Genomic DNA, 21,628 nt, shown 5'->3' on the forward strand with positions numbered 1-21,628 from the left:
CCCTGCCAAGATGGACGGATGACCGAGAATACCCATCCAAGCACCATCGCGGGGTGGCGCGAGTGGGTGAGCCTGCCCGAACTCGGCATCCCGTGGATCAAGGCGAAGCTCGACACCGGCGCGCGCTCGTCGTCGCTGCACGCCTTCGACGTCGAGCCGGTCCCCGGTGACGGCGATCGGGTGCGGTTCCGCGTGCTGCCGTGGCAGGAATCGGACGAGGATGCCGCGACCTACGAGTGCGCCGTGCATGACCGTCGCACCGTCCGCAGCTCGTCGGGTCACCGTGACGAGCGCTATGTCGTGCTCATGGACATCGTGCTGCTCGGACGGTCGATCACCGCCGAGGTGACGTTGTCGAACCGCGATGAGATGGGCTTTCGCATGCTGATCGGCCGCGAGGCCCTGCGCCAGGGGTTCGTCGTCGACTCGGCGCGCTCGTTCGTCGGCGGCCGCGCACCGCGCCACACCCGCCGGCGCAACCGCGGGCGGGACTGAGTCGTCGGCCTCTTCGGGGCAAAAGAAAGACTCTCCGCGAACCCGGCAGAGCCCGGTTACCCTTGCTACGTTTCCGTCCTGGGGGAATTGGCCTGGATGCCGCCTCGCGGAGAGCTGACACCAGTCTAGCCGAACCGCGGCGGCACCTTCACCCGGCCTTCCCAGACACCGGCGTCGCCGCCGCGCGTTACGATCGGAACACACGGGCGATGGCGCCCGCGTCCGACCCGCGAAGGACTGCCCGATGCCTCAGCAGCAGACGACGACCTCCTCCTCCCCTGCCGCCGACGCGCCGTCGATGGGCCCGTCGGCCTTCGCCGAGACGACCGGCCGGATCCTCGCCGAGGTCTCGCGCGTGATCGATGGCAAGCCCGACGCCGTGCGCAGCGCCCTCGTGGTGCTGCTGGCCGAGGGACATCTGCTCATCGAAGACGTGCCGGGCGTCGGCAAGACGATGCTCGCGCGGGCGCTGGCGGCCACCGTCGAGGCGACGGTCCGCCGCATCCAGTTCACTCCCGATCTGCTGCCCAGCGACGTGACCGGCGTCTCGGTCTTCAACCCCGGCGACCGCGAGTTCGAGTTCAAGCCCGGTGCCGTCTTCGCGAACATCGTGATCGCCGACGAGATCAACCGCTCGTCCCCCAAGACGCAGTCGGCGCTGCTCGAGGCCATGGAGGAGGGGCAGGTCACCGTCGACGGACGCACGCACCCGCTGCCCGACCCGTTCCTGGTCGTCGCGACCCAGAACCCGCTCGAGATGGAGGGCACCTACGCGCTGCCCGAGGCGCAGCGCGACCGGTTCATGATGCGGATCTCGATGGGATACCCGGATGCCGCGGCCGAGGCGCAGATGCTCCGCGAGCGCGATTCCGCCAATCCCCTGACCGCGATCCGGCCGGTCACCGACGCCGGCTCGGTGCGCGCGCTGATCTCATGGGCCCGCCGCGTGCATGTGTCGGCCGCGGTCGAGCAGTATGCGGTCGCGCTGGCGCAGGCGACCCGCGTGCACCCCGACCTGCGTCTGGGCGCGAGCCCCCGCGCGACGCTGCAGCTCGTGCGCGCCGCGAAGGTGTGGGCCGCGCTCGACGGACGGGCCTTCGTCATCCCCGACGACATCAGCGCGCTGCTGATCCCGGTGTTCGCGCACCGGCTCATCCCCGCCCGCGCCTCGAGCGTGCGCGGCCGCAGCGGCAGCGACGCCGTCATCGCGATCCTGCAGCGTCTCGCGGCGACTGTGCCCGTGCCACTGGCAGCCGGAGCCTGACATGAGACGCGCATGGCCGCTCACCGCCCGGGGCACCGGCGCCGGCGTGCTGGCGATCGCGTGCTTCATCGCCGCCGCGCAACTCGGCGCGATCCAGCTGCTGGCGTTCGGCGTCTTCCTCACCGCGCTCGTGATCGTGAGCCTGATCGCCCTGCACATCACGCGCCGCGACGTGGAGCTCACCCGATCGTCGTCGCCGCCCGCGGTGCCCGTCGGCGACGACGTGCGCGTCACGGTGCACGTCAGCGTGCGCACGGCATTGCCGACGACGCCCGGCACCTGGGAGGACCGGGTTCCCGAGGGGCTCGAGGGCCGGACCGACGGCCGCTTCCCGGCGCTCGGCTCGGGGCTGCGCGGCGGCGACCGCGCCGTCGACCTCGTCTACGACCTGCACGCCACGCAGCGCGGCGTGCACTGGCTGGGCCCGCTCGATCTGACCGTCCGCGACCCGTTCGGCATCGCTCGGCGCGTCGCCGAGGTCGGCGACACGACGCGCCTCATCGTCACCCCGCAGTGCATCGAGCTGCCCCCGCTGACGGCGTTCGCGGGCGCCACGGGCGGGATGCTGCAGGCCACCACGACCCGGCTCGGCCAGGGCTCCGACAACCTCATCGCCCGGCCGTATCAGCCCGGCGACTCGATGCGGCGCATCCACTGGCGCGCCACCGCGCACCGCGACATGCTCATGGTGCGCGAAGAGGAGCAGGAGTCGACCCCGGAGGCGACGGTCGTCCTCGACCGTGCGAAGGCGCGATGGGGGGCGGATGCCGCGGACCGGCCGGGGGCCGACCCCGCGTTCGAGGCGGCGGTGGACGCATGCGTCTCGGCGGTGAACGCCCTCGTGCGCGACGGCTATGCCGTGCAGGTGATCGACGTCGACGGCACACCGCTGTCGGAGGTCGTGCCCGGCGGCGAGCAGTCCGCCGTCGCCGTGCTCGTCGCGCGGTTCGCGACCGTCACCGCACAGGGCTCGGCCCACCTCGCGACGCTCGGGCATCTCTGGTCGGGGGCGACGACCGGGCCGCTCGTGGTGATCACCGGCGCACTGACCGCCGACGACGTCGACGCGCTGGCACCCGTTCCCGCGCACAGCGTGCACCCGGTGCTGCTGACCACCGACGGCGCCTCGGACGCGATCGAGCGGGCCGCCGCGACCGGCTGGTATGCGGCATCCATCGCCCCCGGCACCTCGCTGCGAGAAGCCTGGCTGCGCGTCGCACACGCCGACGTGGTCGCCGCCGAGGCCGCATCGTGAGCGCGCCCGCGACGCCGCGGCAGCGCAGCGGCGCGTACCTCTCCCTGTCTATCGCGTCGTGGGCGGCGCTGCTGGCGGCGCTCGCGCCGTTGCTCGGCGTCATCGAGCCCGGCGCCTGGATCTTCGGTGTCCTGATCGTGAGCGGTGCGGTGTTCGCCGTCGGCTTCGTCGGGCGCCGGATCGGCCTGGCGGCGCCGGTCGTGTCGCTCATCGAGATCGGCGTCTGGGTCGTGCTGGTCACCGGGACCTTCCTGCGCGACGCGGCGATCGTCTTCGTCATCCCGACGCTGCACACGCTGCGGGTGGTGCCCGACCTCGTGCGCGAGACGATCGGGCAGATCCAGCTCGGCACCGCCCCGTTGCCGGAGACGACCGCGCTGGCGTTCTGCATCGTGACCGCGGCGGGGGCGGTCGCCATCGTCGTCGACCACATCGTGCTCACGGCCCGGCTGCCGCTGGCCGCGGCCATCGCCCTCATCGCCGTCTCGCTCATCCCGTCGCTGGCGGTGCCCGGTCCGTTCGATGTGATCGGCTTCGTCGTGCTCGCCGCCGCGATCCTGTTCCTGCTGAGGGCCGAGACCCGCACCCGCCACCAGCCTCCGCGCGCGGTGCCCACGCCGCCCAGCAGCACATCGGCGATCGCGCTGTCGATCGGCCTGGTCGCCGTGCTCGTCGCCGTGGCGGCGACGCCGCTGCTGCCCGCGCCGCCGGTCCGGGCGGGGTCGGGCTTCGCCGGAGGCACGTCGATCAACGCGAGCCTCGATCTCGGTCGTGACCTGCGGCGCCCCGACCCGGTGACGGTGCTCACGCTCACCACCACGGGCATCGGCGCGCCATATCTGCGCGCGGCCACGCTGTCGTCGTTCAACGAAGACATCTGGAAACCCGACTCCGAGGCCACCTCGCGTCTGGAGGGAGACACCGCCTTCGGCACACCCCGAACCGATGCCGACATCCCCGTCAAGAAGACGACGACGACGATCCACATCGACGCGCTGAACGCCCGCTACCTGCCGCTCCCCTACCCCGCCACCACCATCAAGGGTCTCGGCGAGGGCTGGCTGACGATGTCGTCGAACCACACGCTCGTCAGCGACGGCACGGTCTCGACCTCGGGCGCCGACTACACGGTGACGGCCGAGGTGCCCAACCCCACGCTCGAGCAGATCGAGGCCAGCACCGCACACAGCGGCGCCGCCGACGCCATGGGGCTGCAGGCGGTGATCCCCTCGAACATCACGCAGGCCGCATATCAGGTGACCGACGGGGCGGCGAGCGACTACGACGCGCTGCTCGATCTGCAGAACTGGTTCCGCGGTCCCGACTTCGAGTACTCACTGACCGCCCCGGTCCAGGAGGGCTTCGACGGGTCGAGCGTGTCGGCGGTCTCCGACTTCCTCCGCGAGAAGAAGGGCTACTGCATCCACTTCGCCTCGGCGTTCGCGATCATGGCACGGGTGCTGGGCATGTCGTCGCGCATCGTCGTCGGGTATCTGCCCGGCACCGCCGACACCTCGAAGGTCACCGAGGGCGACCCGATCACCTACACGGTGTCGAGTTCCCAGCTGCACGCGTGGCCCGAGGTGTACTTCTCCGGCATCGGCTGGGTCGGTTTCGAGCCGACGAAGAGCCTCGGCTCGCCCACCGGCTTCCTGCCGGCAGCGGCCGGCGGAGGCGACGACCTGAACCCGACGGACGCGCCCTCTCAGACGCCGACCGCGTCGGTGAGCCCGTCGACGAGCGCCGACGAGCGCGGGCTGCGCGCCGACGATGCGAATACGGGCTCCGGTGCGCACGCCGCCGCGAACCTGCTGCCGTGGGCGCTCGGGGCGGCCGGTGTCGTGCTGCTCCTGCTCGTGCCGCTCCTGCTGGGCGCGCTGCGGCGCCGGAGGCGGGATGACGCGGCCCGGCGGGGCGACGCGCTGGCCGCCTGGAACTCGGTGCGCGAGACGGCCATCGACCTGGGCGTGCCGGTTCCGGTGTCGGAGTCGCCGCGTGCCTTGGGCACTCGTCTCGTGCGCGAGCACGGCGCCCCCGATGCCGAGACTCTCCTGCTCGTGCGCGCGGTCGAAGAGGCCGCGTATGCGGATGTCGGCGCCCGTGCCGACGGCCGTGCGGTGCGGGATGCCGCGGCCGCCGTGCGCGCGGGCCTCTATCTGTCGGTGTCGAGCGGCAGGCGTCTGCGCGCCCTGCTGTTCCCGCGGTCGCTGGTCGTCAAGCCCGGCAGCGTGTTCGCGCGGGACGGAGCATCGGCCGCGACCCGGTAGGATGGTCTGCGGCCCTCCGGGGCCGCCTGGAGGATTCGCCTAGTGGCCTATGGCGCACGCTTGGAAAGCGTGTTGGGTGCAAGCCCTCAGGGGTTCGAATCCCCTATCCTCCGCCATCAGAAACCGCTCGCGACCGGGTGGATTGTTGAGAGCAGCGTGACTGCCGGTGTCACGCCGGTCTCAGTATGCCGCCGCAGAAGATCTGTCGCCGTTGCACGCACCGACCGCGTGAACCGCGCAACGGCGCCAGATCTGTGTTCTCGGCGAGCGCCGTGCCCGCGCTCCCTACGCCCAGCCGAGCTCGCGCAGCCGGGCGTCGTCGAGCCCGAAGTAGTGACCGATCTCGTGCACGAGGGTGATGCGCACCCGCGTGCGCAGCGCATCGAGGTCGGTGCTGTGCTCCTGCATGTTGTTCTTGTACAGCGTGATCCGGTCGGGAAGCTCGCCGAAGCCGTAGACCCCGCGCTTGGTCAGCGGATGCCCGCGGTACAGCCCGAACAGCCTCGGTCGCTGCCCCGCGGGCTGGTTCTCGATGACGATCCCGACGTTCTCGAGCCCGCGCACCATGTCATCGGGCAGAGCGTCGAACACCTCCGACACCATTCGCTCGAAGTCGTCGTCCGAGATCTCGACCATGACCCCATCCTGCCCGTGCGCATCAGGGGGTGGCATCCCTCACGTCACCCGAACAACGCGTCATACCCCGCGAGCGGCACCCGCCCCTCGGCCGCGGCCACAAGCCCAGGATCGTCGGTCACCAGCGCATCGGCCTGCAGCACGGCCACGGCCAGCGTCTCTATCGGCCCGATCTCATCGCGCCCCAGCTCACTCGCCAGCTTCCATGCCATCGCGCGCGACCCGCGATCTCCGAGCAGCCGGATCCTCAGCTCGGCGACTCGCTCGAGCAGCTCGCGGCCGGCGCGGGTCTCGAGCTCACCTGCGCGCACCCGGCGATACAGCTCCGCCGACACGAGCGAGCGCAGCGACGCCGCACCCACCAGAGTGTGCCCCTCGCCGATCGGGCGCCCCTCGATGATGAGCCGCAGCGCCACCTCGGCGTCGATAGCGAGCCGCGTCATCCCGCATCGCTCCCGATCGCCAGCAGGTCGACGAGCTCGTCGATGAGCACGGGATGCGCGGCGACGGTCCAGCGGCCGATCGTCCGCACCTCCGCTCCCGCTTCGCGGGCGAGCAGCACTCCCCCGAGCCGGTCCCACTCCTCCGACCGGTACGCGACCATGCCCGCGACCGTCCCGCTGATGATGAGCCCCCAGTCGACCGCCGGGCACCAGGTGCGCAGCACCCGGCGCGCACGGTACTCGAGCGCCGCGAAGGCCGCATTGCGCTCCTTGTCGTACGCGGAGGTGTGATACCCCTGCGTCCAGGCGACGGTCGCCTGATCGAGCGGCCCCGGCGCGGGCATCGTGATGGGGTGCTCGTCGACACGGGTTCCCCCGCCGGCGGTCGCCGAGTAGGTGTGACGCGCCGTCGAATTGTGCATGACCGCGACCACGGGATCGTCGTCATGACACAGCGTCACGCAGGCGCCGAAGTAGTCGATGCCCAGGACGTAGTTGTTCGTGCCGTCGAGCGGATCGATCAGCCACCGGTACTCCGCGCCCTCGGGGCCGTGCCGGCCCGTCTCCTCGCCGAGGATCGCGTGGCCCGGATACTGCGCGCGGATCCGCTCGACGATGCGCCGCTCGCACTCGCGGTCGACGTAGGTGACGACGTCGCCGCACTCGCCCTTCAGCTCGACTTCGGCACGGTTGCGCTCCTCGACGGCGAAGTCACCCGCATCTCGCGCGAGTTCGACCGCGAGGTGGCGTGCCCGCTCGAGATCCATGCTCATCCCTGTTCGTGCTCGGCCTTGCGCCCGCCCGCCTCCAGCACATCGCCCGTGGGAAGCTCCTGGTGCCCGCCGAACTGCAGCCGCATCGCCGACAGCAGCTGGTTGGCGTAGTGGTCCTCGTCGCGCGATGCGAAGCGTTCGAAGAGGGATGCCGCCAGCACCGGCGCCGGCACGCCGACATCGACCGCGGCCTTGACCGTCCAGCGCCCCTCCCCGGAGTCGGAGACCCGGCCGGCCAGCCCGTGCAGGTCGTGATTCTGCTCCAGCGCCGCGGCGGTCAGGTCGAGCAGCCATGACGAGATCACCGAGCCCCGCCGCCACAGCTCGGCGACCTTGGGGGTGTCGATGTCGAACTTGTAGAACTCGGGTTCTTCCAGCGGTGCGATCTCGGCCGAGTGCTCGGCTTCGCGCGTGCCGGCATCGGCGTTCTGCAGAATGTTCAGCCCCTCGGCGAGCGCCGCCATGATGCCGTACTCGATGCCGTTGTGCACCATCTTCACGAAGTGTCCGGCGCCGCTCGGGCCGCAGTGGAGATACCCCTGCTCCTCGGGCGCGTAGGCACCGTCACGCCCCGGCGTGCGCTCGATCTCGCCCGGCCCGGGCGCGATCGTCTTGAAGATCGGTTCGAGGCGCGTGACCGCGGCATCCGGACCCCCGATCATGAGGCAGTAGCCGCGCTCGAGTCCGAACACGCCGCCCGAGGTGCCCGCGTCGATGTAGTCGATGCCGCGCTTCTCGAGCGCCGCGGCCCGGCGGACGTCGTCGCGATAGTTCGAGTTGCCGCCGTCGATGATCGCATCGCCTTCGTCGAAGACGTCGGCGAGCTGGTCGACGACCTTGCCGGTGATGGATGCCGGAACCATCACCCACGCGGCGCGCGGGGTGGTCAGCTTCTCGGCGAGTTCCGCGAGCGTCGCAGCACCCGTGGCGCCCTCATCGACGAGGGCGGCGACCGCGTCCTTGTTGGTGTCGAACACGACGCACTCGTGCCCGTCGCGCATCAGACGGCGCACGATGTTGGCGCCCATCCGTCCGAGTCCGATCATTCCCAGCTGCATCGTGTCCCTCTCCTCTCGCGCACGGCGCGCACGTCGGCAGTCTAGGACCGCAGCCTCGGGTTCACCGCCCCTCGGCGATCGGCAGCCCCAGCCACTCGGCGAGCTCGTCGAGCTCGGCGCGGACCATCTCGTGCTCTTCGGGCTCGAACGGCAGCAGCTCGTGGATCGCGTCGACGCGCAGCACCTCCTGCTTCTTGTCGACCGTCGCGTCGAGCAGGCCGACGAAGCGATCGCCCATCAGGATCGGATGCGCGAAGTACCCGTAGACGCGCTGCGCCTTGGGTTTGAACTGTTCGAGCACGTACTCGAACCCGAACACCTCCTTGATGCGCGGACGGTCGGCGATCATGCCGTCGTACGGGTTCAGGAAGGCGACCCGCCCGTCCACCTCGTCGTCGGCGTGCGCGAGCGCCTCGGGATCGACCCGCCATTTCCACTTCGAGCCCTCGACGCGGGCCGGTTCACCGACGTCGCCCACGCGCGTCCACGGGGAGTTCTCCTTCACGACGCCGTGCGCCTGCAGACGCCGCTCACGCAGCATCCGATCCGCCTCGTCGTCGGGGTACTCGGGCAGATCCTGCGGGAACACGCGCTCCGCGAGGTCCCAGACCCTCATGCGTCCCTCGCGCCGGGTGACGGCGACGACGCCCTGCCGACTCAACGCCTCGAGCATGCGCGGCACCTGGTTCGGGCCGTACCAGCCGTCGGCCGAGTCGCGCTCGACTGCGGCGGTGTCGGGGATCTGCTCGGCGAGCAGCGGCCCCTCCGCACGCAGCCGCGCGACGATCTCACGGGCGAAGGCGGCGTTCGCCTCCATCCAGACCCGCGTCTTCTCGTATCGCGGCCACTGTCGCATCGCGGGCAGCATGAGCGGCAGCAGACTCGTCGGCCGGAAGGTGCCGTCGAACTCGAAGAGCAGCCGGTCGTCCTCAACGGCCTTCTTCAGCTGCCCGGCCTCATACGACCAGCCGATGCGGCTGAACAGCGTCGTGTGCTCGCAGGGCGCGATCACCGCCGTCGGATCGATCTTCAGGTGCCCGAGCTGCTCGGCGACCTCGACGACGTCACCGGGACGATCGGCGTCGAGCAGCTGGGCGCGCACGGCGATGCGCCGCGCCTGGTCGCGAGTCAGCTCATGCACCACGCGGTCGAGGCTACTGCGCACCTCCGACGTCGGGAAGGCGGGATGCGGCAGCGGCCCCTCACGGCCCGAGCAACCGCCGCAACCGTGACTTCTTGCGATTCTCGCGCACGACCCACGCGACATCGGGATCCGCGGTGCCGAGAGCGGCGAACAGGGCCAGGCCCCGCGACGGCGCCGCGGCGACAGCGACGCTCCAGCCGTAGCCGAGCGCCTGCCGCAGAACGCGCACCGCGTCATCACGGCGGTGCTCCGGCGCCACTGCCCGCAGCGTCCTCGTCGCCGTCGCGCACGTGTCGAGCGCAGCATCCGCCGACGTCCCGTCCTTCAGCAGACGAGGTTCGCATGCACCCGCCACACCCGCACGCGCGACATACGGCTCGGCCGATGCCCACCGCACGCACGCGGCGCGCCAGCCCGCGGCATCCCGCTCTCCCCTGAGCTGGAGCGCCATCGCCACCGCCTCGCGCACGCGCCAGCGCGGGTCTGCGGCGGCCGCACGGAGCACGGGCTCGACATCTGCACCGTCGGCCCAGAGCCGGCCGAGCCCGGTCATCGCGCACATGCGCACATACTCGCGCTGGTCATCGGCGAGCGCGGTGATGAGCGCGTCGGGAGCGGTACGTGCGAACTCCCAGATCACGGCGAGGTTCGCGCGCGGCCCGGGCAGACCTGACAGCGCGTCGAGGCCGTCCGCGACGCGGGTGGGGGCTCCGTCGGCGAGGAGTCGCTTCAGCGCCGGCAGCGCATCCGATTCCGGCACGCGAAGATCGTACTGCGCGCGGGATCACGGTGCCAGGGCCGCGACCCTCTCGAGCGCACCGCCGCTCAGTCGCTGCGTCGTCCACTCGTCCATCGGCTCTGCCCCGAGCGCCCGGTAGAACGCGATGGACGGCTCGTTCCAGTCCAGCACCGTCCATTCGAAGCGCGAGTATCCCCGTTCGACCGTGACCGCCGCGAGGGCCGCGATGAGTGCCTTGCCGTACCCGCGCCCACGCTCGGTGTCGTACACGAAGAGGTCTTCGAGCCAGATGCCGTGCCGGCCCGTCCACGTCGAATAGGTGAGGAACCACAGCGCGATGCCGACGATGCGCCCGTCGCGCTCGACGACGTGGCAGTACGCGTGCGGGTCGGCGCCGAACAGCGTCTCGGCGAGCATCTCGGCCGTGTTCTCGACAGCGTCCGGCTCACGCTCGTAGTCGGCGAGCGCCTGGATGCACGCTAGGATGCCCGCCTCATCGCCGGGCTGCGCCTCGCGCAGGAATGCGCCGTCGGAGAGGGTTCGGGATGCTGCGGTTCGGGCCATGCTCTTCAGCCTACGAGGCGCTCATAACTAGTATTTCTAGTAGAATTGCCGTATGGCGCGCGTGACGAAGACGGAGCTGAATCAGCAGACCGCGAAGGTTCTCGGCAGGGTTGCGGCAGGCGAGCGCCTGACGGTGACCGACCGCGGCGTTCCCATTGCGGAGATCTCGCCACCGAGCCCTTCACGCTGGGATGCCCTGGTCGCCGCTGGGCGCGTGCGCATCCCCACCGCCCATGGCGCCCTGACCCTCGACCCCGAGCACAGTCCGGCCAGCACCCGAGAACTCCTCGCCGACATCCGCGGCGACCGCTCGTGATCTACCTCGACACCTCCGCCGCACTGAAGGCGATCATCGACGAGCCCGAGACGGCTGCCGTGCGGCGCCTCTTCGCGGACGGCACGTCGTTCGTGGCATCCCGCCTTCTCGACGTCGAGCTGCACGCCGTGTCTGATCGTCGCGGCATCGATCGCGCACGGGTCGCCGACCTCGTCGCTCATGTCGCCCTGGTCTCGCTCGACGACGAGACTGCTGATGCGGCCATCGCCCTGCACAGTGGCCTGCGTACTCTCGACGCACTGCACCTGGCGACCGCCTTCGCGCTGAGCGACACGGTGACGGAAGTCCTGACGTTCGACCGAGAACTCGCCGACGCGTTCCGCGCGCAGGGCTTCGCGCTGCACGCCGCCTGCGCTCAGGTGCGCTGACGCGTCAGCCGGCGACGGCGAGGATGACGTGCGACGCCTTCACGAGCGCGGTGGCCGTCGAGCCCGCGGCCAGGCCGAGCTCGTCGACGCCCTCGTTCGTGACGACGGCGACGATCGTGCGGCCGCCCGCGATCTCGAGGTCGATGGTGGCGTTGACCGCTCCCCGCTCGACGCGGGTCACAGTCCCGTCGTAACGGTTGCGCGCCGAGAACAGCAGACCCTCGGCGTCGGTGACCAGAACGACCCAGGGCGCCTTGATGAGCGCGGTCGCCTCGACGCCGGCTGCGAGTCCGAGCCGCTGCGTGCTGCCGTGCGTGACGACGGCCGAGACGGTGATCCCGTCACCGACCTCCAGGTCGACGACGTCGTTGACGGCCCCCTCGGTGACCGAGGTGACGGTGCCGGACAGCCGGTTGCGAGCCGAGGTCTTCATGAGCGATCTCCTTGTCGTGACGGGCGTCGTGAGCACCGTCCACACGGAGTCTAGAGCGGCCGGAACGGCTCTGGCGAAAGCCTTCTCGGACGCGGAGAACCGCGCCTGATCGGCCCGCATCCGCGGGTCGGTCAGACCGCGGCCGGCACCAGATCCTTCATCGTCTCGAGCGTGACGTTCAGGCGCGGCGGCAGCACCGCGGGGTGGGTTCCCGCCATCGTCTCGATGACGCGCACCACCTGGCAGCTGTAGCCGAACTCGTTGTCGTACCAGACGTAGACGATCGCTGTGTCGTCGTCGGCGATGGTCGCCAGCCCGTCGACGATGCCCGCGCGATGCGAGCCGACGAAGTCGGTGGAGACGACCTCGGGCGACTCGATGTAATCGACCTGCTGGCGCAGCTTGGAGTGCAGTGACACGGCCCGCAGGTAGGAGTTGAGCTCATCGCGCTCGGCCGGGTGCTCGAGCTGCAGGTTCAGGATCGCCAGCGACACATCCGGCGTGGGCACGCGGATCGCGCTGCCGGTCAGCTTGCCCTCAAGCTGCGGCAGCGCCTTGGCGACGGCCTTGGCGGCCCCCGTCTCGGTGATGACCATGTTCAGCGCGGCCGAGCGCCCGCGACGGCTGCCGCTGTGGAAGTTGTCGATGAGGTTCTGGTCGTTCGTGTACGAGTGCACGGTCTCGACGTGTCCGCGACGCACGCCGTACGCCTCGTCGATCGCGGCCAGCACCGGCGTGATCGCGTTGGTGGTGCACGAGGCGGCCGACAGGATGCGGTCGTCGGCGGTGATCCGGTCGCTGTTGATGCCCGCAACGATGTTCTTGATGTCGCCCTTGCCGGGCGCGGTGAGCAGGACACGCGCGACGCCCTTGGCGCGCAGGTGCTGCTCGAGCCCTTCGCGGTCGCGCCAGCGGCCGGTGTTGTCGACGATGATCGCATCGTGGATGCCGTACGCCTCGTAATCGACGGTGGCGGGGTCGTTCGAGTAGATCACCTGGATGAGGGTGCCGTTGGCGAGGATGGTGCCGGCTGCGGCATCCACTTCCAGCGTTCCGGCGAAGGGCCCGTGCACGCTGTCGCGCCGCAGCAGGCTCGCGCGCTTCTCGAGGTCGTGCTCGCTGCCCTTGCGCACGACGATTGCACGCAGGCGCAGGCCCGACTCGCTGCCCGCATGCGCGATGAGCAGGCGGGCCAGGAGGCGCCCGATGCGGCCGAAGCCGTACAGCACGACGTCGGTGGGCGCGGCGGGCGCGGCGGGTCCGCCGAGGATGTCGCCGAGTTCGCCGCGCAGGAAGTCCACGAGTGCCATGCCGTCGCCGCGGTCGACGTAGGCGTCGTACAGCCGCGCGATGTCGAGCGACGCGGCGCCCGGCTGCAGCACGGTCAGCGCCTCGAGAACGGCCGTCGAGGCGTCGAGGCTGAGCTCTTCGGCACCGGCCTGACGGGCGAATCGGTGCGCCTTGATGAGGTCGATCGAGCTCAGGCCGATCAAGCGCCGTCCGTGGATCGAGGTCACCACCCCGCGGTTGCGGTACAGCCCGCCCACGAGCGGGATGAGGTGCTCGGCCTGCTCCTCACGGGCGATCCAGTTGCGGCGGTGGGCGTCGACCGGGTTGTTCACGGCACTCCTTCGTACGCCGAGCGGAATCGTGGTCCGACGGCGCTGTCAACGGTTGCGCGCACGCGTGTGCGCGCAAGAAGAGGGGGATGCCCCCATGATATCGGGGGTCACCTGCGAGAACGGCGGGATGCCGCCGCCTGCGACAATGGACAGATGCCGAAACAGCTCCGCACGTCTCGCGCCGTCTGGTCGCTCGTCGCCGACATCGTGATCGTCATCGTCTTCGCGATCATCGGCCGCGCCAGCCACGGCGAAGCGCTGAGCCTCGGCGGCATCGCGACGACGACCTGGCCGTTCCTGGTCGCGCTGCTGGTGGGCTGGGCGGCCCTGTTCGCCTGGCGCTCGCCCGCACGGCCCGTGCGCATCGGCCTGCCTCTGTGGGCCGTGACGGTCGCGGGCGGGATGCTGCTGCGCGCCGTCAGCGGTCAGGGCACCGCGGTCCCGTTCATCATCGTGGCGAGCGTCTTCTTGCTGCTCACGCTCGTCGGATGGCGCGTGGTCGCGACGCTGGTCGGCCGGCGTCAGGGCGCGCGCAGCGCCTCGGAGGCGAGCAGGTAGAGCGGCACGTATACGAGGGCGATCAGCACGCTGTGCGTGAGCACGAAGCCGAACGCCTCGAGTGCCTTGCCCTTCTGGGCGAAATGCGCGCGCAGCTTGCGCAGCATCCCGATCGGATGCCGCACGTCCCAACTGTTGAACCGCAGGTAGCGCCCGAGATACACACCGATCGCGCCGAGCACGATCACCGCACCGGCGAACACCCAGCTGAACACCGGGATGCCCGCTCTCGGGTCGATGACCACGGCGGTGACGGCGAACTCGACGACGCCCATGCTCAGCACCGCGTTGGCGATGCCGGACAGCGTGAGGGTGAGTGTCTGCACGATGTCGAACCACAGCGGAACGGGATCGTCGGCCCGACGATGGCTGAAGTTCAGCTCGGTGATCAGGTAGATCGCGTTCGGGAAGAAGAGGATCCACGCGATCGTGCCGAGCACGATGTATGCCCACAGCACCACCCGGGCCACCGAGGGCGCGTCCAACGCGACGCCGACCGCACCGATCGCCAGCAGCCCGACGATGCCGAGGACCGCCACCACCACGGGCACGAACGACAGCACGATGTTCAGCAGCATCGGCCGGTACAGCGGCACGCGGTACACAGCCGCGCGCAGCCAGATGAGGAGAGCCGCGTACACGTTCATCAGGACGACGGCGACGAACGCGACGAGCAGGGGCATGGTCCCAGAGTAAGGAGACGCGATCGCGAATAGTGTGAAGGGATGGGGCTCCGATTCGCTTTCCTCGTCTGCTCGCGCGACGGCACCGTCGACCTCACTCGCCCTGCCGGTCCGGACGCAACGGCCGATGCGATGCGGCGGCTCTTCCCCAGGACTCCGTATCGGGCCGTCGCGACACGACCGCTCCTGGAGACGTGCTTTCCGGAACGCACCTCCCCCGCGATCGGTGCGTTCGACGACGGCATCCTGATCGCGACACGCGATGCGCACCTGTACACGCCGGAGATCCTGCACGGGCGCTATCGGAAGCTCACCGAGTGGCCCGTCACCCGTCTGATCACCTCGCGCTCGTGGAACGACATGTTCGCGTACGGCCGCTGGGAGGGTGAGGAGCTGACCCGCTCCATCTCGGTGAATGCCGTCGCGGGCGTGGTGCAGGACTGGGGATCTCCCGAGGGCTTCGAGCAATCGTTCGCCGTCGCCGCCGACAACTGGCTCGAGCTGACCAACGCCGCACTCGCGACTTCCCTGAAGCTCGTCGGCGACGCCGGGTACTCGTTCGACGGAGAGGTCGACTGGGACGATGTCACGCTCGACGTGTTCGAACGCGACGATCGCTGAGCGCGGCATCCATTCACCGGAATAGACCTGGCGCGGGTACCGTTGCACCCACCATGCAGCGCTTCGGAACCCTCTCGTTCGGCCACTACGGCACGCTCGGCGCAGGCCGGCAACTGACCGCGGGCGACAACCTCCATCAGGCCATCGATCTCGCGCAGGCGATGGACGAACTGGGGGTGAACGGCACGTACTTCCGCGTGCACCACTTTGCGAAGCAGCACTCGTCGCCGATGCCGCTCATGGCGGCGATCGCCGCGAAGACGCAGCACATCGAGGTCGGCACCGGCGTCATCGACATGCGCTACGAGAACCCGCTGTACCTGGCCGAGGAAGCCGCCGCCCTCGACCTCATCGCCGACGGACGGCTGGCCCTCGGTGTCAGCCGCGGGTCACCCGAATCGGTCGTGCGCGGCTACGAGGCGTTCGGCTACACCGGGTCGGAGGACCCTCGCGGCGCCGACATCGCGCGCGAGCACTTCGACCTCTTCCTGCGCGCGATCGAGGGCGAGGGCATGGCCGAGGCCGACGCGCAGAGCCCGTTCGGCGGGGCCGTCGGGCCGCAGCGCATCGAGCCGTACTCGGAGGGCCTGCGCTCGCACATCTGGTGGGGCGCCGGTAGCCACGACACCGCGGTGTGGGCCGGGCAGATCGGTGTGAACCTCATGTCGTCGACACTGCTCACCGAGGATCTCGGCATGCCGTTCGACGAACTGCAGGCCTCGCAGCTGCAGGCGTTCCACGACGCGTGGCGTGACGCGGGGCATCCCGGCACACCGCGCACCTCGGTGAGCCGGTCGGTGTTCCCGATCACGACGAACCAGGACCGCATGTTCTTCGGGCACAGTCAAGAGCGCGGCGGGGTCGGCTACATCGACGGCCTGCGCTCGACGTTCGGGCAGACCTACGCGGCCGAGCCCGATGTGCTCATCGAACAGCTGAAGGCGGATGCCGCGGTCCAGGCCGCCGACACCCTCATGCTGACGATCCCGTCGCAGATGGGGGTCGAGTTCAACCTGCACATCGTCGAGTCGTTCGCAACGCACGTCGCGCCGGCGCTCGGCTGGGTGCCCGCGAACGCAGGGTGAGTGCCGGGGTGCCCCTGGTGGGGCAGCAGCCCCCTGTTCAACAGTCAGTTGCTGCAGGCCCGCGCGTCGAACGGCCGCAGAAGATGACTGCTGAACGGATGGGTGGCGCTGGGCCGCAGCATCCGCCCCGTTTTCAGTCGTCGTAGATCACCGGTTTTCGCGAGCAAATTGGTCATCCGTGACGACCGAACGCGGAAGGGTGAGACGCGCCCCATCGCAGGCGTCGCGCGAACACCCCTAAGTCACGCGGACGGCGACACCCCCGCGATGCAGTAGGGTCGTCTGCATGACAACCCGTTGGTATGCGTATTTCGAGTCGGCTCTGGAGGGGCCGGCGCCGATCTAGCGCACACCGACCCCTTCAGAGCCGACAAGCCAGAGCATTCGCTCTGGCTTTCGCCGTTTCGGCGGGCTCTGCACCGGGCCCGCCCCGACCCAAGGCAGGACCCATGCACACCCTCACCGAGACCGACACCACCGGCGACCTGCACGTCGCCGCGTTCACCGCGATCCCTTCGCCCGCCGACATCCGCACTGATCTGCCGGTCGGCGACGAGCGCACCCGGCTCGTGCAGCGCACGCGCGACGAGGTGCGCGCCGTGCTGTCGGGCGACGACGACCGGCTGCTGGTCGTGGTCGGCCCGTGCTCGATCCACGACCCGGCGGCCGGCCTCGAGTACGCCGGGCGCCTCGTCCGCGCCGCGCATGAGCACCGCGACGCGCTGCTCATCGTGATGCGCACGTACTTCGAGAAGCCCCGCACGACGGTCGGCTGGAAGGGCCTGATCAACGACCCGCACCTCGACGGCAGCCACGACATCGCGGCCGGCCTGCGCATGGCGCGCGCCTTCCTCCGAGATGTCACCGCCCTCGGCCTGCCGTGCGCGACGGAGTTCCTCGAGCCCATCAGCCCGCAGTACATCGCCGACCTCATCACCTGGGGCGCGATCGGCGCGCGCACGACCGAGAGCCAGATCCACCGGCAGCTGGCCAGCGGCCTCTCCATGCCGATCGGCTTCAAGAACGGCACCGACGGCGGGCTGCAGGTCGCGCTCGACGCGGCGGCCGCGGCATCCGGCCCGCAGTCCTTCCTCGGCGTCGATGCCGACGGACGCGCCAGCCTCGTCGCAACGACGGGCAACCCCGACACCGGCGTGATCCTGCGCGGCGGCGCCGACGGCCCGAACTACGACGCAGCCCACGTCGAACAGGCCGCGCAGCGCCTGGCCGCCGCGGGTCTCGCCCCACGCCTGGTCGTCGACGCCAGCCACGCGAACAGCGGCAAAGACCACGTGCGCCAGGCCGAGGTCGCGCGCGAGATCGCCGCGCAGCTGGCCTCCGGCGAGCACGCGATCGCCGGCGTGATGCTCGAGAGCAACCTCGTCGCGGGCGCGCAGAAGCTCGACGTGGCGCACGGCCCCGCGGGCCTCACGTACGGTCAGAGCGTGACCGACGCGTGCATGGGATGGGATGCCACCTCAGACGTGCTCGCGACGCTCGCCGCCGCGGTGCGCAGCCGTTCCGTGCGCGCCCTAAGCTGACGCCATGCCCGCGCCGCGCCCACGCCTCGTCGACCTCAGCCACACCCTGCGCGAGGGGATCGTGACGCTGCCCGGCATCCCGGCCCCGTCGCTGACGCCGCACCTGCGCCGCGGCGAGGGGAACTACGCCCCCGGTACGAGCTTCGCGATGGACGTCTTCACGATCGCCGGCAACACCGGCACCTATCTCGACACGGCGTGGCACCGCTATGAGGGCGGCTCCGACCTCGCGGCCCTCGAGCTGGAGACCCTCGTCGACCTGCCCGCCGAGGTCTTCCACCTCGGGGACGCGCCGAGCCGCGGCATCCCGGCCTCCGTCTTCGAGGGACGCGATGTGCGCGGCAAGGCGGTGCTGCTGCACACGGGCGGCGACCGCGACTTCGGCTCGCCCGCCTATGTCGAAGACGCGCCGTATCTGAGCGCCGAGGGCGTCGAGTACCTCGCCGCGCAGGGCGTCGTGCTCGTCGGCATCGACGCGCAGAACATCGACGACACATCAGTGGATGCCGCGGGCAGCCGCCCCGCGCACACGACGTTCCTGGCGCGCGGGATCCACGTCGTCGAACACCTCACGAACCTGGGGGCACTGCCCGCCAGCGGCGCGCTGTTCACCGCGGTTCCGCCGAAGTTCGAGGGCACCGGGACCTTCACCGTGCGCGCCTACGCGAAGGTGCCCGCGTGAGCACCGGCTACGACCTCAGCAGCGATCCGGAGCGGCTCGACCGTGAATGGATCTGGCGGATGCTGTCGACCGAGGCCTATTGGGGAGTCTGGCGGACCCGCGCCGACATCGATCAGCAGGTCGACGCTGCCTGGCGCGTCGTCGGCGCGTATGACGCCGCGACCGGCGCGCAGGTCGGGTTCGCGCGGGCCGTCTCCGACGGGGTCGCCTTCGCCTATCTCGCCGATGTCATCGTCGATCCTGCGCACCGCGGTGCCGCGATCGGTCAGCGGCTGCTGCGCCTCATGATCGACGATGGCCCCGGCGTCGACTTCCGCTGGACGCTGTTCACCCGCGATGCGCACGGACTGTACGAGAAGTTCGGGTTCACCGAACCCGACCAGACCGCGATGGTGCGGCCGGCGCGCCGCTGATCAGGCCGACGCCGCCTGCGCACGCAGGCGCCGCTCGAGCTCGTCGAGACGCTCGATGACGATGCGGCGCAGCGCCTGCGGCGCCTCGGCGCGCGAGGAGAGCCACGAGCGTGCCTCGACGACGAAGGGATGCCGCTCGGCATCGCCGTCGGAATGCTCGGCGCCCGACGGGAACAGGCCCGTCACCACGCGCGTCGCCTGTCCCTGACTCTGCGCGGCCCAGACGCCTTCGATCCGGCCCCAGTATTCCGCCTCGTGCCCCGCACCGACCCCGGTCGGGTCGATCTCGAGCCCGTCGATCGTCGCCTGCAGATGGTCGTTCGACAGCACCGCGCCGTCGGCGCCCCGACCGGTGTATGCGGCATCGCGCGCGGCATCCTTCACCGCCGCATCGGGACGCGCGGCCAGCGCCCGCGTCAGCCCGGTCGCCGACACCGCGGTCGGTGCCGCCGACTGCGCCGCGCGCAGCTCGGCCTCATCGGCCAGGCCGTGCGCGGCCAGGGCCACCCAGGCATCCCAGGTGAGCTCTTCACCGAGGGCCATGTCGGCGTCGTCGATCCAGGCGCGCACGACCTCGAGCACCGGCTCGACCGGCGCGCGCTGCTCACCGAGCGCCGCGAACAGCGTGCGCAGCAGCACCGTGCGACGGTCGGAGGGCGACGGGTCTTCGAGCACGGCGTCCACGAGGAACGCCACCCAGCGCGCGAGCAGCTCCTGCCGCGCCGAGGCCACGGTGTAGGCCGCGAGACCGGCGGTCGCCTGCGCCAGCACCTGAGCGAGCACCCCCGAGTCTTCGATGAGGTACTCCCCCGCCACGACGCCGTCGACGAAACGCTCCGCGGCGAGGTCGGCGTCGCGCACCATGTTCCAGGCCCCCGCGAGCCCGGTGGCCCGTGCGAGCTCGTCGTCGAGCCCGGCGTCGAGCACCACGTCGAGCGAGTGGGGATCCTGCGCGATCTTCGCGTACGTGAGATCGCCGTCGTTGGGAAGCACCGCGTGATCGGCGGCGACGCCGACCAGCTCGGGCACCTCGACCGACGCGCCGTCGATCCGCACCTCGAACCCCGCCTCGAACTCGGCCGGCCCCTCGTCGTCGGTCGGCGCGTACACGCCCACACGCAGCACGTGCGGGCGCAGCACCTCGTCGCCGGTGCGGGGATCGACACCGTCCTGGCGCAGCACCGCCGCGGCGATGACCCCCTCCGAGACCGTCGTCTCCACGCGCAGCCGGTTCACGCCCGCGGTGGTCAGCCACGCGTCGGCCCAGCCGCGCATGTCACGGCCGGAGGCCTCGCCCAGTGCATCCAGGAAGTCGTCCAGCGTCGTGTTGCCCCACGCGTGCTTCGCGAAGTACGCGCGCGCCGCGGCCAGGAACGTGTCCTGCCCGACGAACGCCGACAGCTGCTTGAGCACCGAGGCGCCTTTGGCATACGTGATGCCGTCGAAGTTCTGATCCGCGGCCTCCAGGTCGACGATGTCGGCCACGATCGGGTGCGTGGTCGGGTACTGGTCCTGCCGGTAGGCCCACGCCTTGCGCCGCGACGCAAAGGTCGTCCACGCGGTGGTGAAGTCGGTGGCCTCGTCGACGGCGAGCGTGCCCACGTAGTCGGCGAACGACTCCTTGAGCCACAGGTCGTCCCACCAGACCATCGTCACGAGGTCGCCGAACCACATGTGGCACATCTCGTGCAGGATCGTGTTCGCGCGCTGCTCGTGCTGCGCCTCCGTCGCGGGCGAGGTGAACACGTACCGCTCGGTGAAGGTCACCAGGCCCGGGTTCTCCATGGCGCCGAGGTTGTATTCGGGCACGAACACCTGGTCGTACTTTCCCCACGGGTACGCGACGTCGAATGCGCGATGGAACCAGTCCAGCCCGCGCTTCGTGATCTCGAAGACCTCGTCGGCATCCATCGCCGGTGCCAGCGACGCACGGCACGCGATACCCAGCGGAATCGCCACCTCGACGCCCGACGCCGTGCGTCCGGTGTACTCGTCGTGCCAGGTCGCGTAGGGTCCGGCGAGGAACGTCGTGATGTACGTCGACATCGGCGCGGTCACGGCGAACTCGCGCCTGGCCACGCCGTCGCCGACGGCGTGCGACGCCAGCAGCGCCCCGTTCGACGCGACGTGCCACGCCGCGTCGGCGGTGATCGTCACGTGGAAGCGCGCCTTCAGATCGGGCTGGTCGAAGCAGGGGTAGATGCGCCGGCAGTCGACGGGCTCGTTCTGCGAGTAGAGGTAGGTGGCACCGTCTGCGGGGTCGACGAAGCGGTGCACGCCCTCGCCCGACGTCGAGTAGATCGATGCCGATTCGATGACGACCTCGTTCTCCTCCGCCAGGGGCCCCAGGGCGATGCGCGCACCGTCGACGGCGGAGGCGGCATCCACCTCCCGTCCGTTCAGCGTGATCGAGGTGACCTGCGCACCCAGGTAGTCGAGAAAAGTGGATGCCCCGGCCTCGGCGTCGAACGTGATCCGGGTCCGCACCGGGTAGGTGTCCGCCGCGGAGTCGGCCGCGCGCGAGAAGTCGACGTCGACGGAGTACTCGTGCGTGCGCAGGAGACGAGAACGGGCGGCCGCTTCGTCGCGGGTGAGGTTCTCGTTGGCGGGGCGGGGAAGATCGGTCATCCCTCCAGTCAATCACCCG

Annotated in this window: 23 protein-coding genes, 1 tRNA gene and 1 other RNA gene; 13 read left to right on the forward strand and 12 right to left on the reverse strand. The window is 70.5% G+C overall.

Annotation, left to right across the window (positions count from 1 at the left end; translation table 11 throughout):
* Nucleotides 1-18: 18 nt before the first annotated feature.
* The gene (locus tag ABMQ42_RS08745) at nt 19-495 is read left to right on the forward strand and encodes an ATP-dependent zinc protease family protein (protein WP_349722570.1); all 477 of its coding nucleotides are present in this window, start codon (nt 19-21) and stop codon (nt 493-495) included.
* A 22-nt stretch (nt 496-517) separates the two neighbouring features.
* Here the strand turns inward: ABMQ42_RS08745 and ffs are convergent.
* Nucleotides 518-614: signal recognition particle sRNA small type (gene ffs, locus ABMQ42_RS08750), an RNA gene on the reverse strand.
* Nucleotides 615-793: 179 nt separating this feature from the next.
* Here ffs and ABMQ42_RS08755 point away from each other — a divergent pair.
* The 4 genes from ABMQ42_RS08755 to ABMQ42_RS08770 all read left to right on the forward strand — a co-directional run bounded on the left by ABMQ42_RS08755 (nt 794) and on the right by ABMQ42_RS08770 (nt 5,397).
* Nucleotides 794-1,759 (forward strand): AAA family ATPase, encoded by a 966-nt coding sequence (locus tag ABMQ42_RS08755; protein ID WP_349722719.1) that lies wholly within the window; start codon nt 794-796, stop codon nt 1,757-1,759.
* Nucleotide 1,760: 1 nt separating this feature from the next.
* The gene (locus ABMQ42_RS08760) at nt 1,761-3,014 is read left to right on the forward strand and encodes a DUF58 domain-containing protein (protein ID WP_349722571.1); all 1,254 of its coding nucleotides are present in this window, start codon (nt 1,761-1,763) and stop codon (nt 3,012-3,014) included.
* On the forward strand, nt 3,011-5,281 hold the full coding sequence (locus tag ABMQ42_RS08765; protein WP_349722572.1) for a transglutaminase TgpA family protein: 2,271 nt from the start codon (nt 3,011-3,013) through the stop codon (nt 5,279-5,281). The genes ABMQ42_RS08760 and ABMQ42_RS08765 overlap by 4 nt, the downstream gene beginning before the upstream one ends.
* 28 nt (nt 5,282-5,309) lie before the next feature.
* Nucleotides 5,310-5,397, forward strand: a tRNA-Ser gene (locus ABMQ42_RS08770).
* Nucleotides 5,398-5,566: 169 nt separating this feature from the next.
* Here ABMQ42_RS08770 and ABMQ42_RS08775 read toward each other — a convergent pair.
* The 7 genes from ABMQ42_RS08775 to ABMQ42_RS08805 all read right to left on the reverse strand — a co-directional run bounded on the left by ABMQ42_RS08775 (nt 5,567) and on the right by ABMQ42_RS08805 (nt 10,638).
* Complete coding sequence (locus ABMQ42_RS08775) at nt 5,567-5,917, reverse strand: metallopeptidase family protein (protein WP_349722574.1); 351 nt, start codon at nt 5,915-5,917, stop codon at nt 5,567-5,569.
* Nucleotides 5,918-5,961: 44 nt separating this feature from the next.
* Nucleotides 5,962-6,360: a hypothetical protein gene (locus ABMQ42_RS08780; RefSeq protein WP_349722576.1), complete on the reverse strand. Its 399-nt coding sequence runs from the start codon at nt 6,358-6,360 to the stop codon at nt 5,962-5,964.
* Complete coding sequence (locus ABMQ42_RS08785) at nt 6,357-7,127, reverse strand: inositol monophosphatase family protein (protein ID WP_349722577.1); 771 nt, start codon at nt 7,125-7,127, stop codon at nt 6,357-6,359. Before ABMQ42_RS08785 ends, ABMQ42_RS08780 begins: the two co-directional genes overlap by 4 nt.
* A gap of 2 nt (nt 7,128-7,129) precedes the next feature.
* Nucleotides 7,130-8,179: a phosphogluconate dehydrogenase (NAD(+)-dependent, decarboxylating) gene (gene gnd / locus ABMQ42_RS08790; protein ID WP_349722578.1), complete on the reverse strand. Its 1,050-nt coding sequence runs from the start codon at nt 8,177-8,179 to the stop codon at nt 7,130-7,132.
* A gap of 73 nt (nt 8,180-8,252) precedes the next feature.
* A complete protein-coding gene (locus ABMQ42_RS08795; RefSeq protein ID WP_349722579.1) occupies nt 8,253-9,335 on the reverse strand; it encodes a DNA glycosylase AlkZ-like family protein in 1,083 nt (360 codons plus the stop codon).
* Between the two features lie 58 nt (nt 9,336-9,393).
* A complete protein-coding gene (locus ABMQ42_RS08800; RefSeq protein ID WP_349722580.1) occupies nt 9,394-10,095 on the reverse strand; it encodes a HEAT repeat domain-containing protein in 702 nt (233 codons plus the stop codon).
* Between the two features lie 24 nt (nt 10,096-10,119).
* Nucleotides 10,120-10,638 (reverse strand): GNAT family N-acetyltransferase, encoded by a 519-nt coding sequence (locus ABMQ42_RS08805; RefSeq protein ID WP_349722581.1) that lies wholly within the window; start codon nt 10,636-10,638, stop codon nt 10,120-10,122.
* Between the two features lie 52 nt (nt 10,639-10,690).
* On the opposite strand from ABMQ42_RS08805, the gene ABMQ42_RS08810 reads away from it, so the two are divergent.
* Both ABMQ42_RS08810 and ABMQ42_RS08815 read left to right on the forward strand, forming a co-directional pair.
* Complete coding sequence (locus ABMQ42_RS08810; protein WP_349722582.1) at nt 10,691-10,954, forward strand: type II toxin-antitoxin system Phd/YefM family antitoxin; 264 nt, start codon at nt 10,691-10,693, stop codon at nt 10,952-10,954.
* Nucleotides 10,951-11,343 carry a type II toxin-antitoxin system VapC family toxin gene (locus tag ABMQ42_RS08815; RefSeq protein WP_349722583.1) on the forward strand — a complete coding sequence of 131 codons (393 nt, stop codon included), beginning with the start codon at nt 10,951-10,953 and terminating at the stop codon, nt 11,341-11,343. Before ABMQ42_RS08810 ends, ABMQ42_RS08815 begins: the two co-directional genes overlap by 4 nt.
* Before the next feature lie 4 nt (nt 11,344-11,347).
* Here the strand turns inward: ABMQ42_RS08815 and ABMQ42_RS08820 are convergent, their stop codons facing one another.
* Nucleotides 11,348-11,776 (reverse strand): TOBE domain-containing protein, encoded by a 429-nt coding sequence (locus ABMQ42_RS08820; protein ID WP_349722585.1) that lies wholly within the window; start codon nt 11,774-11,776, stop codon nt 11,348-11,350.
* Between the two features lie 131 nt (nt 11,777-11,907).
* Nucleotides 11,908-13,398, reverse strand: coding sequence for a glyceraldehyde-3-phosphate dehydrogenase (locus ABMQ42_RS08825; protein ID WP_349722587.1), 1,491 nt, complete (start codon nt 13,396-13,398; stop codon nt 11,908-11,910).
* 153 nt (nt 13,399-13,551) lie between these two features.
* On the opposite strand from ABMQ42_RS08825, the gene ABMQ42_RS08830 reads away from it, so the two are divergent.
* Nucleotides 13,552-13,956, forward strand: coding sequence for a DUF3054 domain-containing protein (locus ABMQ42_RS08830; protein ID WP_349722588.1), 405 nt, complete (start codon nt 13,552-13,554; stop codon nt 13,954-13,956).
* Here the strand turns inward: ABMQ42_RS08830 and ABMQ42_RS08835 are convergent.
* Nucleotides 13,920-14,639 carry a DUF1361 domain-containing protein gene (locus tag ABMQ42_RS08835; protein WP_349722589.1) on the reverse strand — a complete coding sequence of 240 codons (720 nt, stop codon included), beginning with the start codon at nt 14,637-14,639 and terminating at the stop codon, nt 13,920-13,922. The genes ABMQ42_RS08830 and ABMQ42_RS08835 overlap by 37 nt on opposite strands.
* A gap of 42 nt (nt 14,640-14,681) precedes the next feature.
* Here ABMQ42_RS08835 and ABMQ42_RS08840 point away from each other — a divergent pair, with 42 nt between their 5' ends.
* The 5 genes from ABMQ42_RS08840 (at nt 14,682) to ABMQ42_RS08860 (ending at nt 18,981) form a co-directional block, all read left to right on the forward strand.
* Entirely contained in the window at nt 14,682-15,260 is a 579-nt protein-coding gene (locus ABMQ42_RS08840) for a DUF6928 family protein (RefSeq protein WP_349722590.1), read from the forward strand.
* A 53-nt stretch (nt 15,261-15,313) separates the two neighbouring features.
* Nucleotides 15,314-16,345, forward strand: coding sequence for an LLM class flavin-dependent oxidoreductase (locus ABMQ42_RS08845; protein WP_349722592.1), 1,032 nt, complete (start codon nt 15,314-15,316; stop codon nt 16,343-16,345).
* 449 nt (nt 16,346-16,794) lie between these two features.
* The gene (locus ABMQ42_RS08850) at nt 16,795-17,886 is read left to right on the forward strand and encodes a 3-deoxy-7-phosphoheptulonate synthase (protein WP_349722593.1); all 1,092 of its coding nucleotides are present in this window, start codon (nt 16,795-16,797) and stop codon (nt 17,884-17,886) included.
* 4 nt (nt 17,887-17,890) lie between these two features.
* Nucleotides 17,891-18,568 (forward strand): cyclase family protein, encoded by a 678-nt coding sequence (locus tag ABMQ42_RS08855; RefSeq protein ID WP_349722595.1) that lies wholly within the window; start codon nt 17,891-17,893, stop codon nt 18,566-18,568.
* Nucleotides 18,565-18,981 (forward strand): GNAT family N-acetyltransferase, encoded by a 417-nt coding sequence (locus ABMQ42_RS08860; RefSeq protein ID WP_349722596.1) that lies wholly within the window; start codon nt 18,565-18,567, stop codon nt 18,979-18,981. The genes ABMQ42_RS08855 and ABMQ42_RS08860 overlap by 4 nt, the downstream gene beginning before the upstream one ends.
* Here the strand turns inward: ABMQ42_RS08860 and pepN are convergent, their stop codons facing one another.
* The gene (gene pepN / locus ABMQ42_RS08865) at nt 18,982-21,609 is read right to left on the reverse strand and encodes an aminopeptidase N (RefSeq protein ID WP_349722598.1); all 2,628 of its coding nucleotides are present in this window, start codon (nt 21,607-21,609) and stop codon (nt 18,982-18,984) included.
* Nucleotides 21,610-21,628 lie beyond the last annotated feature (19 nt).

It is taken from the genome of Microbacterium sp. KR10-403 (assembly GCF_040196215.1).
Lineage (GTDB): Bacteria > Actinomycetota > Actinomycetes > Actinomycetales > Microbacteriaceae > Microbacterium.

Excerpts from the sequence above, each read along its gene's own strand:
- ABMQ42_RS08745 (WP_349722570.1), top strand. The coding sequence starts at position 19 with ATGACCGAGAATACCCATCCAAGCACCATCGCGGGGTGGCGCGAGTGG.
- ABMQ42_RS08755 (WP_349722719.1), top strand. The coding sequence starts at position 794 with ATGGGCCCGTCGGCCTTCGCCGAGACGACCGGCCGGATCCTCGCCGAG.
- ABMQ42_RS08760 (WP_349722571.1), top strand. The coding sequence starts at position 1,761 with ATGAGACGCGCATGGCCGCTCACCGCCCGGGGCACCGGCGCCGGCGTG.
- ABMQ42_RS08775 (WP_349722574.1), bottom strand. The coding sequence starts at position 5,917 with ATGGTCGAGATCTCGGACGACGACTTCGAGCGAATGGTGTCGGAGGTG.
- ABMQ42_RS08780 (WP_349722576.1), bottom strand. The coding sequence starts at position 6,360 with ATGACGCGGCTCGCTATCGACGCCGAGGTGGCGCTGCGGCTCATCATC.
- ABMQ42_RS08785 (WP_349722577.1), bottom strand. The coding sequence starts at position 7,127 with ATGGATCTCGAGCGGGCACGCCACCTCGCGGTCGAACTCGCGCGAGAT.
- gnd (WP_349722578.1), bottom strand. The coding sequence starts at position 8,179 with ATGATCGGACTCGGACGGATGGGCGCCAACATCGTGCGCCGTCTGATG.
- ABMQ42_RS08805 (WP_349722581.1), bottom strand. The coding sequence starts at position 10,638 with ATGGCCCGAACCGCAGCATCCCGAACCCTCTCCGACGGCGCATTCCTG.
- ABMQ42_RS08810 (WP_349722582.1), top strand. The coding sequence starts at position 10,691 with ATGGCGCGCGTGACGAAGACGGAGCTGAATCAGCAGACCGCGAAGGTT.
- ABMQ42_RS08820 (WP_349722585.1), bottom strand. The coding sequence starts at position 11,776 with ATGAAGACCTCGGCTCGCAACCGGCTGTCCGGCACCGTCACCTCGGTC.
- ABMQ42_RS08830 (WP_349722588.1), top strand. The coding sequence starts at position 13,552 with ATGCCGAAACAGCTCCGCACGTCTCGCGCCGTCTGGTCGCTCGTCGCC.
- ABMQ42_RS08835 (WP_349722589.1), bottom strand. The coding sequence starts at position 14,639 with ATGCCCCTGCTCGTCGCGTTCGTCGCCGTCGTCCTGATGAACGTGTAC.
- ABMQ42_RS08840 (WP_349722590.1), top strand. The coding sequence starts at position 14,682 with ATGGGGCTCCGATTCGCTTTCCTCGTCTGCTCGCGCGACGGCACCGTC.
- ABMQ42_RS08845 (WP_349722592.1), top strand. The coding sequence starts at position 15,314 with ATGCAGCGCTTCGGAACCCTCTCGTTCGGCCACTACGGCACGCTCGGC.
- ABMQ42_RS08850 (WP_349722593.1), top strand. The coding sequence starts at position 16,795 with ATGCACACCCTCACCGAGACCGACACCACCGGCGACCTGCACGTCGCC.
- ABMQ42_RS08855 (WP_349722595.1), top strand. The coding sequence starts at position 17,891 with ATGCCCGCGCCGCGCCCACGCCTCGTCGACCTCAGCCACACCCTGCGC.
- pepN (WP_349722598.1), bottom strand. The coding sequence starts at position 21,609 with ATGACCGATCTTCCCCGCCCCGCCAACGAGAACCTCACCCGCGACGAA.